Source organism: Microbacterium sp. zg-Y625, from assembly GCF_030246925.1.
Lineage (GTDB): Bacteria > Actinomycetota > Actinomycetes > Actinomycetales > Microbacteriaceae > Microbacterium > Microbacterium jiangjiandongii.
The window spans coordinates 1892255-1907719 of sequence record NZ_CP126740.1 but is presented as its reverse complement, the minus strand read 5'-3'; the positions used below and the strand labels follow the sequence as shown (position 1 = coordinate 1907719).

The window sequence follows — 15465 nt, the reverse complement described above, 5'->3', positions numbered from 1 at the left end:
GAGTCGTTCGGCGCCGAGGTTCCCCGACCCAAGAGGGAGAGCGTACGTGCTCGGTTACATCCTCAGACGTGTGCTGCAGGTGATCCCCGTCTTCTTCGGGGCCACCCTGCTCATCTATTTCATGGTGTTCGCCATGCCGGGCGACCCGATCCTGGCCCTGTTCGGCGACCGCACGCCGAACCCGGCGCTGCTGGCGCAGATCCGCGAGGATTACCACCTCGACGACCCGTTCATCGTGCAGTACTTCTACTACATCGTCGGCGTCTTCCAGGGCGACTTCGGCGTCAGCTTCTCGGGCCAGCCGGTGAGCGAAGTGCTTGCGCGCACCTTCCCGGTGACGATCCGCCTCGCGCTGATGGCCATCGGAATCGAGCTCGTCCTCGCCATCGTGATCGGCACCATCTCGGGCCTGCGCAAGGGCAAGTTCTTCGACAACGCCTCGCTCGTCGTCGCACTCGTCTTCGTGGCCGTGCCGGTGTTCGTCCTCGCGTTCCTCGCGCAGTACTTCCTGGCCATCCAGCTCGGCTGGTTCCGACCGACCGTCGGGGTGCAGAACGACTGGATGGATCTCTGGCTGCCCGCCCTCGTGCTGGGGCTCAGCCTCTACGCCACCAGCATGCGCCTGACCCGCGCCTCGGTCATCGACACGCTCAACCAGGACTGGGTGCGGACGGCCTACAGCAAGGGGCTGCCGCGTCGTCGCGTCATCCCCGTGCATGTGCTGCGCAACTCGCTCATCCCCGTCATCACCAACACCGCCACCAACTTCGGCGTGCTGCTCGTCGGCGCGACCGTCACCGAGGGCATCTTCAACGTGCCGGGCGTCGGCAACGTGCTCTTCGAGGCGGTCCGCCGTCAGGAGGGTCCGACCGTGGTGTCGTTCGTGACCGTGTTCGTCATCGTCTACGTGCTGGTCAACCTGGTCATCGACCTGTTGTACGGCCTGCTCGACCCGAGGATCCGCTATGCCAAGTGACCGGTTTCCCACGGCGCACTACGTCGCCCCCGTCAAGACCACCACGATCAGCGTCGACGCCGTGCGCGTCGACGCGAAGCCGAGCAATCTCTGGCGCGACGCCTGGCGTGACATCCGCCACCGTCCCACCTTCTGGGTGACGGCGCTGCTGGTGGTCGTCGTCGCCGTGATGGCCGTCTGGCCGACGGTGTTCACCCCGGTGCCGCCGAACGCGCAGTGCTTCCTGGCGAACAGCAACGCCGGGCCGACCTCGGGTCACCCGCTCGGCTTCACGTTCCAGGGCTGCGACATCTGGGCGCGCATCGTGTGGGGCGCGCGGACCTCGCTCCTCGTTGGCCTGCTCGCCACGCTCATCAGCACCCTGCTCGGTGTCATCATGGGCGCGCTGGCCGGCTTCTACGGCGGCTGGCTCGACTCGGTGCTCTCGCGCGTGGGCGACATCTTCTTCGCGATCCCGTACATCCTGGCGGCCATCGTCGTCATGAGCGTCTTCTCGCAGAACCGCACACCGCTCGTGCTGGCCTTCGCCATCGGCGGGTTCGCGTGGGCGTCCACGGCCCGCGTGATCCGCTCCGAGGTGCTGCGGGTGCGACAGGCCGACTTCGTCACCGCGTCCCGTGCGATCGGCCTCTCCCGGTTCCGCACGCTGCTGGTGCACGTGCTGCCCAACGCCTTCGCCCCCGTCATCGTCGTGGCGACCATCACCCTGGGAGCTGCCATCTCGGCCGAGGCGACGCTGTCCTTCCTGGGCGTGGGCCTCGGCAGCGACACGATGTCGTGGGGTCTGGACATCAGCCAGGCGCAGTCATCGCTGCGCGTCGCGCCGATGGCGCTCATCTACCCGTCGATCGCGCTGACCATCACGGTCCTCGCGTTCATCATCCTCGGCGAACTCCTGCGAGACGCTCTGGACCCGAAAGCGAGGGCACGTCGATGACCCCCGAGAACCGCACGCCGCTGCTGTCGATCCGTGGTCTCACGGTCGCCTTCAGCGCCGGAAAGACCTCACGTCAGGTACTGCACGGCATCGACCTCGACATCCACCCCGGCGAGACCGTGGCGATCGTGGGGGAGTCGGGCTCGGGCAAATCCACCACGGCATCCGCCATCGTGAACCTGCTTCCCGGCACCGGCCAGGTCACCGGCGGCTCCATCCTGCTGGAAGGCACGGACCTCACGAATCTCACCTCTTCGCAGATGGAGCGCATCCGCGGGCGGGAGATCGGATACGTGCCGCAGGACCCGATGTCGAACCTCAACCCGGTGTGGAGCATCGGCTTCCAGGTGAAGGAGGCGATCCGCGCCAACGGCATCGCCACCGGCCGCAAGGAGGTCGAGCGACGCGCCATCGAGGTGCTGCGCCAGGCGGGACTGGCGGATGCCGAACGCCGACTTCACCAGTTCCCCCACCAGTTCTCGGGGGGCATGCGCCAGCGCGCCCTGATCGGCATCGGCCTCGCGGCCGACCCCAAGCTGCTCATCGCGGATGAGCCGACCTCGGCGCTGGACGTCACCGTGCAGCGGGTCATCCTCGACCACATGGCGTTGCTCGCGGCGGAGAAGGGCACCTCGGTGCTGCTCATCACCCACGACCTCGGGCTCGCCGCAGAGCGCGCCGACACGATCGTCGTGATGAACCAGGGGGAGATCGTCGAGTCCGGTCCGAGCCGGGTGATCCTCGAGAACCCGCAGCACCCGTACACCCAGCGCCTGGTGGCCGCCGCCCCTAGCCTCGCCTCGCAGCGCATTCAGGCGCGCGCCGAGGATCGCGGCATCCAGCATGAGGCGGACCTCGCGACCGCGGCGCCCGCCGTCGTCGTGCAGGACCTCGTGAAGGAGTACAAGATCCGGCGGGGCTCGTTCCGCAGCGAGCGGTTCCGCGCCGTCGACGGGGTCTCGTTCGAGATCCCGCGCGGGCGCACCCTCGCTCTCGTGGGGGAGTCGGGCTCAGGCAAGTCGACGATCGCGAAGATGGTGCTGGACCTCGAGAAGCCGACGTCGGGCTCCATCCTCATCGACGGCGAGAGCATCGAGCGTCTGTCCGGGCGCCAGTCGTTCGCACTGCGGCGGCGCATGCAGCCGGTCTTCCAGGACCCCTACGGGTCGCTCGATCCGCTGCGCAGCATCGGCGGCACGATCGCCGAGCCGCTCGACGTTCACCGCGTCGGCGACGCGAAGTCGCGCCGAGCGCGGGTGGCCGAGCTGCTGGACCAGGTCGCGCTGCCGCAGGAGCTGGCTTCCCGCTACCCCAACGAGCTCTCCGGCGGTCAGCGTCAGCGCGTGGCCATCGCCCGCGCCCTTGCGCTCAAGCCCGACATCGTCGTGCTCGACGAGGCCGTCTCGGCGCTGGACGTGCTGGTGCAGGACCAGATCCTGCAGCTGCTGGCCGACCTGCAGGCGGAGCTCGGGCTGACCTACCTGTTCATCACGCACGACCTCGCCGTCGTGCGGGTCGTGGCGGACTTCGTCTGCGTCATGGAGCGCGGCAAGATCGTCGAGCAGGGAACCGTCGACGAGATCTTCGCGAACCCCGCAGAGGAGTACACCCGGCGCCTCCTCGACGCCATCCCCGGCGCCTCGATGACGCTCGGCTCCGGTGGTGACACGGGGGCATGACCCAGCCGGGAGGCGTGGATCGCCGGGTCTACCGGTCGGGCTCGGGGACGGTCGCCCTGATCGTCGCCGCGGCGATGACGGTGTTCCTGCTGGGGGATGCCGTCGTGCGCGCCGGGTTCGCGCAGATGCTGGTGCTGGCGCCCTCGGTTCTGCTGGTCGACTGGATCATCTTCGCCGCGCTCTTCTCACCGGTGGTCAAGACCGATGCCCAGGGCATCACGGTGGTCAACCCGATCCGCCGCGCCGAGGTGCCCTGGGGGAGGGTGCGCGACATCACGACCCGCTGGCAGCTGACCTTGCATCTCGACGACGGGTCGACGGTCGCGGCCTTCGGCGGGCCGAACGTCCGCCCGCCCCGGCCGCGGCGCGGAGGGGCTCTGGATGCCGAGTCAGACGTGCCCGCGTACTCGGACATCGAACTCATCCGCCGCGAGTGGGAGGACGCTGCCGGCCGGGGGTCGGCCGCCGGGCCGGTGCAGCGAGGGTGGAACCTGCCCGTCGTCCTGTCGCTGGCGGGCCTGATCCTCTGGGGGCTGCTCGCCCTCATGGTCGGCGGGATCAGCGCCTGAGTCGCCGCTGGGTTAACGGTTTGTAACTATTTGCGGGATGCTCCGATTGGCCCGCTCGCGTTCACCTATAGTTTCGGTATTCGCAGCCCGAGCGATGTAGGTCAGTCGAAGCAGGCCGCGAGTGCCAATGCCCGCACCAATGTAGGAGACCAAATGCGTTCACGTCGAACCCTTATCGCCGGGGCCGCCATCGGCGTCACCGCCCTGGCGCTCACCGCCTGTGCACCGCCTGCCGAAGATGGGAGCGGTGACACCAACGAGGCCACGGGCTCCGCGTCGATCGCCGTCTCCGTGGGGCCGAACGACTTCATCAGCTACAACGGCTTCACCCCCGAGACGTACAGCACGTACAACTCGGCCATCGCCGACCAGCTGAAGACGGGCTTCACGTACTTCGCTCCGGACGGCTCGATCCAGGACAACACCGACCTGGGCTCCTACGAGCTGGTGTCGGAGGACCCGCTGACGGTCGAGTACACCATCTCGGAGGACGCCACCTGGTCTGACGGCACCCCGATCACCGTCGCCGACGCCGTGCTGGCGTGGGGCGTGCAGAACGCGAACCTCACCGCTGCCGAGACCCCGCTGTTCAACTCGGTCTCGCAGGACCTGGGCGACGAGGTCCCCGCGGGTCCGCAGGGCGAGCTCGACGGCAAGGAGTTCACGGTCGAATTCGCCGTGAAGAACCCGGACTGGAAGATCCAGACCTGGATGCTCGACCCCGCGCACATCGTCGCGGAGCAGGCCGGCATGGAGACGGAAGAGCTCGCCCAGGCGATCCTCGACGGCGACGCCGCCGCGCTCGAGCCCGCAGCAGAGTTCTGGAACACCGGCTGGTTCACCAACCCCGGCGAGCTGCCCGACGAGGCGCTCGTGCCTTCCTCGGGTCCGTACAAGCTCGGCTCGTGGGATGCCGGTCAGTCCGTCACCCTCGTGGCGAACGAGGAGTACTACGGTGACAAGCTCGCGCCGCAGAACGCCGAGCTCATCTTCCGCTTCGTCGGCCAGGACGCGATGGTCCAGGCCCTCGACAACGGTGACCTCGACGTCATCGCACCGCAGCCGACCGTCGACACGCTTGCGCAGCTCGAGGAGCTGGGCGACGCGGTCAACATCCTCGCCGGCCCGTCCCTGACGTGGGAGCACCTCGACTTCAACTTCATCGAGGGCTCGCTGTTCGCCGACAACCTGGAGCTTCGCCAGGCCTTCGCCATGTGCGTGCCGCGCCAGCAGATCGTCGACAACCTGATCAAGCCGATCGACGCCGACGCCGTCGTGCTGAACGCCCGCGAGGTGTTCCCCTTCCAGGACAGCTACGAAGAGGTCGTCGACGCGTCCTACAACGGCGAGTACGACGAGCCGAACATCGAAGAGGCAGCGCGCATCGTCGCGGAGCAGGGTGCCGAGGGTGCTGAGGTCCGCATCGGATACTCCGCCCCCAACCCGCGCCGCGCGGACCAGGTCGCCCTCATCAAGTCGTCGTGCGACCAGGCCGGCTTCAACATCGTCGACGCGGGCAGCGAGGACTTCTTCGCCCCGGGCGGCACGCAGGAGCGCGGTGACTACGAGGTGGCACTGTTCGCTTGGGCCGGCTCCGGCCAGATCGCCTCGGGCGAGAACATCTACGCCACCGGCAAGCCGCAGAACTACGGTGGCTACTCCAACCCCGAGGTCGACGCCGCTTGGGCGACGCTGAAGGACAGCCTCGACCCCGAGGTGCACCTGGCGCAGACCAAGGTGATCGAGGAGCTGCTGTGGGCCGACCTGTTCGGCCTCCCGATCTTCGCCCACCCGGGTGTGGACGCGGCGAGCTCGAGCATCGACGGTGTCGAGCGGACCACCACCCAGAGTGGTATCTCCTGGAACGCGTACGCGTGGAGCAGCGCTGAGTAATCGGCGATGAGCAGATGTGCGGGTCGGCCTGCGGCCGGCCCGCACATCTGTGATCGCGACCGTTCCCGATAAACCCGAAGGGAAGCACGCTCGTGCTGAAGTTCATCCTGCGACGCCTCGTCCAGGCGTTCGGCGTCATGCTGGGCGCCTCGGTGCTGGTGTACGTGCTGGTCATCAACTCCGGGGATCCGCTCGCAGATCTGCGCGAGAGCAACGCGCGCAACCGTGACTACCTGATCCAGCAGCGCATCGAGTTCATGGAGCTCGACCTGCCGTGGTGGCAGCGCTACCTGGACTGGCTGGGGGGCGTGAGTCGCTGCGTCATCGGCCAGTGCGACTTCGGCACCAACCGCCAGGGTGTCGACGTCGGCACGTTGCTCGGCCAGGCCGCGGCCTCGACATTGCGTCTGGTCCTCCTCGCCACCGTGCTCGCCCTCATCATCGGCGTCGCGGTCGGCATCCTGACAGCCGTCCGTCAGTACTCGGGCCTCGACTACGCGGTGACCTTCGGCACCTTCCTCTTCTTCTCGCTCCCCGTGTTCTGGGCCGCGGTGCTCCTGAAGGAGTACCTGGCCATCGGCTTCAACAACTGGCTCCAGGATCCCGGTTTCACCCCATTGCAGATCATCCTCATCGCGGTGGTCATCGGATTCGTGATGCAGGTGCTCCTCGCCGGATCCGTCAAGCGACGGGTCGCGACCTTCGCTGTGACGGCAGTGTTCTTCGCCGTCGTCCTCCCCACGTTCACCGCGCTCGACCTGTTCCGCAACCCGCAGCTCGGCATGATCGGCGTCGCAGTGCTCACGTTCGCCGTTGCGCTGAGCGTCACGGCCATGACCGTGGGGCTGCGCAACCGCGAGGTGCTGGTTCCGGCGCTCATCACGGCGGCGGGCGTCAGCATCATGCAGCTGGTGCTCTACAACGTCTTCGTCTACTACATGAACTGGGGCGTGCTCATCCTCGGCGTCGTCCTCGCGGTCGCCCTGCCGTGGGTGCTCGCACGGTTCATGAGCCACCGCTACCGCAGCCAGGCCATCATCGCCGCCACGGTGACGGGCGTCATCGGCGCGGGCCTCACCATGCTCGACCATCTCTTCCGGGTCTGGCCGAACTTCCTCGGCCTCAAGCCCCGGCCGATCTCCACCATCGGCTCACAGACGCCGAACTTCCGCGGTGGCTTCTGGGAGACGTTCCTCGACTACGGCACGCAGATGCTGCTGCCGACGCTGCTGCTGACGCTCATCTCGCTCGCCAGCTACAGCAGATACACCCGCACCTCGATGCTCGAGGTCAACCGTCAGGACTACATCCGCACCGCTCGCGCGAAGGGCGCACCCGAGCGCACGGTCATCTTCCGCCACGCGCTGCGCAACGCCCTCATCCCCATCGCGACGATCGCCGCCTTCGACTTCGCCGCCCTCATCGGTGGCGCGGTCATCACGGAGCGCGTCTTCGGGTGGAAGGGCATGGGTGATCTCTTCGCCAGCGGCCTCGACCAGGTCGACCCGGCACCGGTCATGGCGTTCTTCCTGATCACCGGCGGCGTCGCGGTTCTGTTCAACCTGCTCGCCGATATTTCCTACGCCTACCTCGACCCCAGGATCCGAGTATGAGCAACGACACCACACCCCCCACCGACGCGATCTACGATCTCGCCGAAGCCGAGGACGCAGCCCTCGCCTCCAAGCACACGAAGCCCATCTCGCAGGGGCGGCTCGTGCTGCGGCGGTTCCTCCGCCACCGCGGCGCGCTCGTCTCGGTGGTCGTGCTCTTCACGATCGTCGTCGTCGCCTTCACCTCGATCGGGTTCGCAGGAATCCCCGGCTGGTGGGACAAGAGCTACCTCGCCGCCGGCAATGTGATCGACGGCGGCCGTCCCACGCTGAGTCTCATTCCGACCTGGCTCGGGGGCGACGGCATCCGCTGGGGGGAGCACCCCTTCGGCCAGGACAACACCGGCAAGGACTACTTCTCCCTGGTGATGGTCGGCACCCAGCGGTCACTGATCATCGCGTTCGTCGTCGGCCTCGTCGCCACGACGATCGGCGCTGTCATGGGCGCCGTCGCGGGCTACTACCGCGGCTGGGTCGACAACGTGCTGATGCGCATCACCGACATCTTCATCGTCATTCCGCTCCTCGTCCTCGCCGCGGTGCTCGGCAAGATCGCCGGCAGCGCGGGCGGAGGGATCTTCGCGCTCGCCCTCATGATCGGCCTGGTGTCGTGGACCGGCCTGGCCCGACTGGTGCGAGGAGAAGTCCTTTCCCTCAGGGAGCGCGATTACGTCGCCGCCGCCCGCTCGACGGGAGCCAGCTCCTTCCGCATCATCTTCAAGCACCTGCTGCCCAACACGATCGGCATCATCGTCGTGAACGCCACGTTCGCGATCGGCGGGGCGATCCTGCTCGAGAGCTCGCTGAGCTTCCTCGGGTGGGGTGTGCAGCCGCCCGACACGTCGCTCGGCCTGCTGATCAGCACGTACCAGGGTGCCTTCACCAACCGACCGTGGCTGTTCTGGTGGCCGGGCATGATCATCCTGGTCATCGTGCTCGCAGTGAACTTCCTCGGCGACGGCCTGCGCGACGCCTTCGACCCGCGGCAGACCCGCAAGTGGAGTCCACGCAGACTGGAACGCCTGCGCGCTGAGAAAGGACTGTCGTGACGTACACGGACACGCACCCCGCGGGTGCGGATGCCGCCCTGCGGCTCACCGACCTGCGGGTCGACTTCGTCGTCGAGTCGGGACTGGTCCGCGCCGTCAAGGGCGTGAGCCTTGAGCTGCGCCCTGGCGAGGTCGTCGCCATCGTGGGTGAGTCGGGATCAGGCAAGTCGGTGAGCTCGGCAGCGGCAATGGGACTGCTTCCCGAGAACGCCCTCGTCTCAGGCTCCGCGGAGGTCGGCGGTACCGATGTCGTCGGACTCGCGCCGGAGAAGATCCGCCGGCTGCGTGCCACCCAGGTGGCGATGATCTTCCAGGAGCCGATGTCGGCGCTCAACCCCGTGCTGACGGTGGAGCGGCAGATGACGGAGGTCTTCGAGCTGCACGACGTCGCCTACGGTGCGGACGCGCGCGCACGTTCGATCGAGCTCCTGAAGCGGGTCGGCATCCCCGATCCGGAGGTGCGCATCGGGCAGTACCCGCATCAGTTCTCCGGTGGTCAGCGCCAGCGCATCGTCATCGCGATGGCGATCGCGCTGAACCCGCGCGTGATCATCGCCGACGAGCCCACTACCGCCCTCGACGTCACCGTGCAGGCCGAGATCCTCGATCTGCTCCGGTCGCTGAAGGACGACCTCGACGCCGGCATCCTGCTGATCACGCACAACATGGGCGTCGTCGCGGATCTCGCCGACCGCGTCGTCGTCATGTACAAGGGTGAGCTCGTCGAGCAGGGTCTCGTCGAGGACGTGCTCAAGAACCCCCAGCATCCCTACACCCGCAAGCTCCTCAATGCCGTGCCCCGCCTGTCGGGTTCGGCGCTGAGCGTGGGGGGCGCGCTCGCGCAGACCCGTGAGCGCACCGCTCCGACTCCGACCGAGCGGGATCTGGTGCTCGTCGCTGAGGATCTGGCTCTCGACTACGTGTCGCGCGGCAAGGCGTTCCGCGCGGTCGAGGGGGTTTACTTCGACCTCGCCAAACGCGAGGTGCTGGGAGTCGTCGGTGAGTCCGGTTCGGGCAAATCGACGATCGCGAAGGCCGTGCTGGGTCTGCTGCCGGTGGCATCCGGTTCGCTCAAGGTGCGCGGCGCGGACTTCGCGAAGCTGCGCGGGCGCAAGGCGAAGGACGCGCGCCGCTACATCGGCGCGGTCTTCCAGGACCCGGCGGCTTCGCTGAACCCGCGTTTCCCGATCGGTGACACGATCATCGAGCCGATGGTCGTGCACAAGGTGGGGGACAAGCGCTCACGCCTGGCGCGCGCCCGTGAGCTGCTGGATGCCGTGCACCTGCCGACCGACGTCGTCAACCGCTACCCGCATGAACTCTCCGGCGGCCAGCGGCAGCGCGTGTCGATCGCGCGGGCGCTGGCGCTCAAGCCCGAGCTGCTGATCGCGGACGAGCCGACGTCGGCCCTCGACGTCTCGGTTCAGGCCGCGGTGCTCGAGATGCTGCGCGAGCTGCAGCGCGAGTTCGACTTCGCCTGCATGCTCGTCAGCCACGACCTGGCGGTCGTGGACATGCTCGCCGACCACGTGCTGGTGATGAAGGACGGCCACGCGGTCGAGCAGGGCGAGACGAGCACGGTGCTGCACGACCCGCAGGACGACTACACCAAGCGTCTTCTCGCCGCATCGCCGGTGCCGGACCCGGTCGAGCAGCGCCAGCGCCGGCTGGCGCGCCGGGCCCTGCTGGACTCGCTCGGAGACACCCCGGACGCGCAGGTTTAGTCCCGGCCACAGCCGGTGAACGCACCCGAAGCGGGGCGGGGTCGCCGCGACCCCCCCCCGCTTCCGGTATCCTGGAGTGTCGGCCCTTCGGTTTTCGCCTGGGGACGGCGCTGATTCATTCCCCTCTCCCCGCAAGGAAACTCGATGGCGCACGCCCTCCGTCCGGACCTCCGTAACGTCGCGATCGTCGCGCACGTCGACCATGGCAAGACCACGCTCGTCGACGCGATGCTCCGCCAGACCGGGTCCTTCGGCTCTCACGAGCACATGGAGGAGCGCGCGATGGACTCGAACGACCTCGAGCGCGAGAAGGGCATCACGATCCTCGCCAAGAACACGGCGATCACGTACAACGGCATCCACACCGACGTGCCGGTGACGATCAACGTCATCGACACCCCCGGTCACGCCGACTTCGGCGGCGAGGTCGAGCGCGGGCTGTCGATGGTCGACGGCGTGGTGCTGCTGGTGGATGCCAGTGAGGGCCCGCTGCCGCAGACCCGCTTCGTGCTGCGCAAGGCGCTGGAGGCGAAGCTGCCGGTCATCCTGCTGGTGAACAAGACCGACCGCCCCGACGCGCGCATCGCCGAGGTCGAGGAAGAAGCCCACGACCTGCTGCTGGGTCTCGCGTCCGACCTGCAGGACGACGTTCCCGACCTCGACGTCGACGCGCTGCTGGACGTCCCCGTCGTCTACGCCTCCGGCCGCGCGGGAGCCGCCTCGACCAACCGTCCCGAGAACGGCAGCCTTCCGGACAACGACGACCTCGAGCCGCTCTTCGAGGCGATCCTGCAGCACGTGCCGGCGCCGTCGTACGACGACGAGGCACCGCTGCAGGCGTGGGTGACGAACCTCGACTCCTCGCCCTTCCTCGGGCGCCTCGCGCTCCTGCGCGTCTTCAACGGCACGCTGAAGAAGGGCCAGACGGTCGCCTGGGTGCGCGCCGACGGAACCACCAGCAACGCCCGCATCACCGAGCTGCTCAAGACCCGTGCCCTCGACCGCTACCCGGCCGAGTCCGCCGGCCCCGGCGACATCGTCGCCATCGCGGGCTTCCCCGACATCACCATCGGCGAGACGATCGCCGATCCCGAGGACGTGCGCCCGCTGCCGCAGATCCACGTCGACGAGCCCGCCATCTCGATGACGATCGGCACCAACACGTCGCCGCTCGTCGGCAAGGTGAAGGGCCACAAGCTCACCGCTCGCATGGTCAAGGACCGCCTCGACCGCGAGCTCATCGGAAACGTCTCGCTCAAGGTCGTCGACATCGGGCGCCCCGACGCGTGGGAGGTGCAGGGCCGCGGTGAGCTGGCGCTGGCCATCCTCGTCGAGAACATGCGCCGCGAGGGCTTCGAGCTGACCGTCGGCAAGCCCCAGGTGGTCACCAAGAAGATCGACGGCAAGACCTACGAGCCGTTCGAGCACCTCACGATCGACGCACCCGAGGAGTACCTCGGCGCGATCACGCAGCTGCTGGCCGCCCGCAAGGGCCGCATGGACAACATGACCAACCACGGCACCGGCTGGGTGCGGATGGAGTTCATCGTCCCCTCGCGCGGACTCATCGGGTTCCGCACCGAGTTCCTGACCACGACCCGAGGCACCGGCATCGCCAACGCGATCTCGCACGGCTACGAGCCGTGGGCAGGGCACATCCAGACGCGTCAGAACGGCTCGGTCGTGGCTGACCGCTCCGGTGTGGTCACCCCCTTCGCGATGATCGCGCTGCAGGAGCGCATGTCGTTCTTCGTGCAGCCCACGCAGGAGGTCTACGAGGGCATGGTCATCGGCGAGAACTCCCGCGCCGACGACATGGACGTGAACATCACCAAGGAGAAGAAGCTCACCAACATGCGGGCGGCGAGCTCCGACACCTTCGAGTCGATGACGCCGCCGCGGCTGCTGACGCTCGAGGAGAGCCTCGAGTTCGCCCGCGACGACGAATGCGTCGAGGTCACTCCCGAGATCGTGCGCATCCGCAAGGTGAACCTCGACGCCAACGAGCGCGCCCGCGCGACGGCACGTCTGAAGCGCCAGGACGCCAACGCCTGACCTCGCCGTTAGCATCTTCGGGTGACCGAGGAAACGCCTCCTGACGGAGCGGACGCCGCCCGTCAGGTGCGCCGGGCGACGCGTGAGGGGCTGGGGGTGGCTCTGGCCACCAGCGCCTACGGCGTGTCGTTCGGCGCGCTCGCGGTCGCATCCGGCCTCGACGTCTGGCAGGCGTGCGCGCTGAGTCTCGTGATGTTCACCGGCGGCTCGCAGTTCGCGTTCGTCGGCGTCATCGGCGCCGGCGGCCTCGCCGCGGTGCCGGCGGCGATCGCCTCGGCGTCGCTGCTGGGGGTGCGCAACGTCGCCTACGCCATGCGCATGGCGCCCGTCATCGGCGGACCCTTCTGGCGGCGCGCGGCGGCGGCGCAGTTCACGATCGACGAGTCGACGGCCGTCGCCCTCGCCCAGACGGAGCCCCGGGCACGGCGGGTGGGCTTCTGGGTCACCGGCGTCGGCATCTACGTCGGGTGGAACCTCTCGACGCTGCTCGGCGCGCTCCTCGGCGATCTGCTGGGGGACCCCCGCGCGTACGGGCTGGATGCCGCGGCGGCGGCGGCCTTCCTCGCTCTGCTCTGGCCGCGCGTGCGGCAGCGCCAGGCGATCGTGGTGGGTGTCGCGGCCGCCGTGGTCGCGACGGCGCTCACGCCCGTGCTCATGCCGGGTCTGCCCGTGCTCATCGCCGCCGTGGTGGCGGTCGTCGTGGGTCTGTTCAACTGGTTCGCCGCACCGGGCGCCGCGCCCGGCTTCGCCGAGCCCGACGACGTGCCCGAGCGGGAAGGGCTGCCGTGACCCTCTGGAACGCCGTGCTGGTGGCGGCCATCGTCTGCGTCGCGCTGAAGGCGGTCGGATACCTCATCCCGCCGAAGGTGCTCGAGGCGCCCCGCCCTGCGCGCGTGGCGGACCTGCTCACCGTGGCGCTGCTGGCGGCCCTGGTGGCGGTGCAGACACTCGGCATCGGCCAGGGTGTCGTCGTCGACGCGCGGGTGCCCGCCCTCGTCGTGGCGGCGGGGCTGCTGCTCGTGCGCGCCCCGTTCCTCGTGGTCGTGGTGGCTGCCGCCGGCACGGCTGCGCTGCTGCGACTGTGGGGCTGGGCGGCGTGACCGGCCGCCTAGACTGCTGAGGTGGGATCGATCAGGGCGCGCGTGCTGACGTGGATCATCGCCGTCGTCGTGGGCTTCGTCTACGGGGTCGCCGGAACCGTGGCCCATTCCTATGCCCTCGGGTGGTTCCCGCTCGGCCTCGTGCTGTCGATCGTCGGTGTGTCGGCGCTGCTGCTGGCCGTGCGGCTGCTGACCGCGGACCGGTGGGTGGCCCTGGCCGCCGGGATCGGCGCGATGGTGGCGACCCTGCTGTTCTCGGGCGCGGGCCCCGGCGGCTCGGTCATAGTGCCCGCACCCACGGACGGAATGCTCTCGGCCGGTGTCGTCTGGACGATCGCGGTGCCCCTCGTCGTCGCTGTCGTCGTCGCCTGGCCCGACCTGTCACGCCTGCCGGATCGGGAGAGGTCGCCTAGACTGGGGGAGTGACGTATGTGATCGCTCTCCCGTGCGTCGATGTCAAGGATCGCGCCTGCATCGACGAGTGCCCTGTCGACTGCATCTACGAGGGTGAGAGGTCGCTGTACATCCACCCCGATGAGTGCGTGGACTGCGGCGCCTGCGAGCCGGTCTGCCCCGTCGAGGCGATCTACTACGAAGACGACCTCCCCGCCGAGTGGGCGGACTACTACACCGCGAACGTCGAGTTCTTCCAGGACATCGGCTCGCCCGGCGGAGCCGCGAAGACGGGGGTCATCAAGCACGACCACCCCGTCATCGCCGCCCTTCCGCCGCAGGCCTGACGTGGGGGTCAGCGACCTCGCCGATTACCCCTGGGATGCCGTTGCGCCCTATGCCGCGACGGCTCGATCCCATCCGGGCGGCATCGTCGATCTCTCGATCGGCTCTCCGGTGGACCCCACGCCCGAGGTCGTCGCGGCGGCCCTGACCGCCGCCACCGACGCCCATGCTTACCCGCAGACAGCCGGCGCGCCGTTCCTCCGCGAAGCCATCGCGGACTGGTTCCGGCGCCGGCGCGGCGTGCCCGGGCTGACGCCCGATCACGTGCTGCCCACCGTCGGCTCGAAGGAGCTGGTGGCGCTGCTGCCGCTGCTGCTCGACATCGGACCCGGCGACGTCGTCGTGCATCCGCGCGCGGCCTACCCGACCTACGAGGTGGGAGCCCGGCTGGTGGGCGCGACCCCGCTCGCGGCCGACGACCCCGCCGAATGGCCGGTGGGCACGCGCCTGGTGTGGCTGAACTCTCCCGGCAACCCCGACGGTCGCGTGCTCGACCACGAAGAGCTCGGCCGCGCCGTCGCGCGGGCACGCGAGCTCAGCGCCGTCATCGCCGGTGACGAGTGCTACGCCGAGCTCGGCTGGGAAGGGCGGTGGGCCGAAGAGCCGGTCCCCAGCCTCCTCGATCCGCGCGTCACCGGGGGAGATCCGACGGGCGTGCTGTCGGTGTACTCCCTCAGCAAGCAGTCGAACCTCGCGGGGTACCGGGCGGCCTTCCTCGCCGGCGACCCCGCCCTTGTGGCGCGCCTGCTGACCGCCCGCAAGCACCTCGGCCTCATGCTCCCCGCCCCCGTGCAGGCCGCCGCCGCGGCGGCCCTCGCCGATGACGCGCACGTCGCTGCACAGAAGGCGCGCTACCGCCGCCGGCGAGAGATGCTCAAGCCCGCGGTCGAGGCCGCCGGGTTCCGCATCGACCGCAGCGAGGGGGGACTGTACCTCTGGGCCACGGAGGGTCGCGATGCATGGGAGAGTCTCGGCCGGCTCGCCGAGCGTGGCATCCTGGCAGGCCCGGGCCACTTCTACGGCCCGCACTTCCCGCAGCATGTGCGCTTCTCCCTCACCGCGACCGACGAGCGCATCGCCGAGGCCGCGCGGCGGCTGACGCCCCCGTAGCATTCCTCCACCCGTTCCCGCC

The 15465-nt window shown here is 68.9% G+C and carries 14 protein-coding genes; all 14 read left to right on the top strand.

Translation table 11 applies throughout. The features are described 5' to 3' along the window. Nucleotides 1-46 precede the first annotated feature (46 nt). The 14 genes from QNO14_RS08760 to dapC all read left to right on the top strand — a co-directional run bounded on the left by QNO14_RS08760 (nucleotide 47) and on the right by dapC (nucleotide 15443). The gene (locus tag QNO14_RS08760; protein WP_257496220.1) at nucleotides 47-976 is read left to right on the top strand and encodes an ABC transporter permease; all 930 of its coding nucleotides are present in this window, start codon (nucleotides 47-49) and stop codon (nucleotides 974-976) included. Further along, nucleotides 966-1913, top strand: a complete 948-nt coding sequence (locus QNO14_RS08755; RefSeq protein WP_257496221.1) for an ABC transporter permease — start codon at nucleotides 966-968, stop codon at nucleotides 1911-1913. Before QNO14_RS08760 ends, QNO14_RS08755 begins: the two co-directional genes overlap by 11 nt. Continuing rightward, nucleotides 1910-3592 (top strand): dipeptide ABC transporter ATP-binding protein, encoded by a 1683-nt coding sequence (locus QNO14_RS08750; RefSeq protein ID WP_257496222.1) that lies wholly within the window; start codon nucleotides 1910-1912, stop codon nucleotides 3590-3592. The genes QNO14_RS08755 and QNO14_RS08750 overlap by 4 nt, the downstream gene beginning before the upstream one ends. After that, on the top strand, nucleotides 3589-4161 hold the full coding sequence (locus QNO14_RS08745) for a PH domain-containing protein (protein ID WP_257506340.1): 573 nt from the start codon (nucleotides 3589-3591) through the stop codon (nucleotides 4159-4161). Before QNO14_RS08750 ends, QNO14_RS08745 begins: the two co-directional genes overlap by 4 nt. A 153-nt stretch (nucleotides 4162-4314) precedes the next feature. Next, nucleotides 4315-6054, top strand: a complete 1740-nt coding sequence (locus QNO14_RS08740) for an ABC transporter substrate-binding protein (RefSeq protein WP_257506339.1) — start codon at nucleotides 4315-4317, stop codon at nucleotides 6052-6054. Between the two features lie 92 nt (nucleotides 6055-6146). Further along, nucleotides 6147-7667, top strand: a complete 1521-nt coding sequence (locus QNO14_RS08735; RefSeq protein WP_257496225.1) for an ABC transporter permease — start codon at nucleotides 6147-6149, stop codon at nucleotides 7665-7667. Further along, the gene (locus QNO14_RS08730) at nucleotides 7664-8716 is read left to right on the top strand and encodes an ABC transporter permease (RefSeq protein WP_257496226.1); all 1053 of its coding nucleotides are present in this window, start codon (nucleotides 7664-7666) and stop codon (nucleotides 8714-8716) included. Before QNO14_RS08735 ends, QNO14_RS08730 begins: the two co-directional genes overlap by 4 nt. Further along, the gene (locus QNO14_RS08725; RefSeq protein ID WP_257506338.1) at nucleotides 8713-10440 is read left to right on the top strand and encodes an ABC transporter ATP-binding protein; all 1728 of its coding nucleotides are present in this window, start codon (nucleotides 8713-8715) and stop codon (nucleotides 10438-10440) included. The genes QNO14_RS08730 and QNO14_RS08725 overlap by 4 nt, the downstream gene beginning before the upstream one ends. Before the next feature lie 144 nt (nucleotides 10441-10584). Beyond that, entirely contained in the window at nucleotides 10585-12495 is a 1911-nt protein-coding gene (gene typA, locus QNO14_RS08720) for a translational GTPase TypA (protein ID WP_257493121.1), read from the top strand. 21 nt (nucleotides 12496-12516) lie between these two features. Next, the gene (locus QNO14_RS08715) at nucleotides 12517-13284 is read left to right on the top strand and encodes an AzlC family ABC transporter permease (RefSeq protein ID WP_257506327.1); all 768 of its coding nucleotides are present in this window, start codon (nucleotides 12517-12519) and stop codon (nucleotides 13282-13284) included. Further along, nucleotides 13281-13595 carry an AzlD domain-containing protein gene (locus QNO14_RS08710; protein ID WP_257506326.1) on the top strand — a complete coding sequence of 105 codons (315 nt, stop codon included), beginning with the start codon at nucleotides 13281-13283 and terminating at the stop codon, nucleotides 13593-13595. Before QNO14_RS08715 ends, QNO14_RS08710 begins: the two co-directional genes overlap by 4 nt. Nucleotides 13596-13616: 21 nt before the next feature. Next, a complete protein-coding gene (locus QNO14_RS08705; RefSeq protein ID WP_308211030.1) occupies nucleotides 13617-14021 on the top strand; it encodes a DUF6113 family protein in 405 nt (134 codons plus the stop codon). Next, complete coding sequence (gene fdxA, locus QNO14_RS08700) at nucleotides 14018-14335, top strand: ferredoxin (RefSeq protein ID WP_257493124.1); 318 nt, start codon at nucleotides 14018-14020, stop codon at nucleotides 14333-14335. Before QNO14_RS08705 ends, fdxA begins: the two co-directional genes overlap by 4 nt. Before the next feature lies 1 nt (nucleotide 14336). Next, nucleotides 14337-15443: a succinyldiaminopimelate transaminase gene (gene dapC / locus QNO14_RS08695; RefSeq protein WP_257506325.1), complete on the top strand. Its 1107-nt coding sequence runs from the start codon at nucleotides 14337-14339 to the stop codon at nucleotides 15441-15443. The last annotated feature ends 22 nt before the right edge of the window (nucleotides 15444-15465 follow it).

What these genes read in the sequence shown, in the direction of transcription:
- QNO14_RS08730 (WP_257496226.1), top strand. Translation starts at nt 7,664, where the DNA reads ATGAGCAACGACACCACACCCCCCACCGACGCGATCTACGATCTCGCC.
- QNO14_RS08740 (WP_257506339.1), top strand. Translation starts at nt 4,315, where the DNA reads ATGCGTTCACGTCGAACCCTTATCGCCGGGGCCGCCATCGGCGTCACC.
- typA (WP_257493121.1), top strand. Translation starts at nt 10,585, where the DNA reads ATGGCGCACGCCCTCCGTCCGGACCTCCGTAACGTCGCGATCGTCGCG.
- QNO14_RS08755 (WP_257496221.1), top strand. Translation starts at nt 966, where the DNA reads ATGCCAAGTGACCGGTTTCCCACGGCGCACTACGTCGCCCCCGTCAAG.
- QNO14_RS08745 (WP_257506340.1), top strand. Translation starts at nt 3,589, where the DNA reads ATGACCCAGCCGGGAGGCGTGGATCGCCGGGTCTACCGGTCGGGCTCG.
- QNO14_RS08750 (WP_257496222.1), top strand. Translation starts at nt 1,910, where the DNA reads ATGACCCCCGAGAACCGCACGCCGCTGCTGTCGATCCGTGGTCTCACG.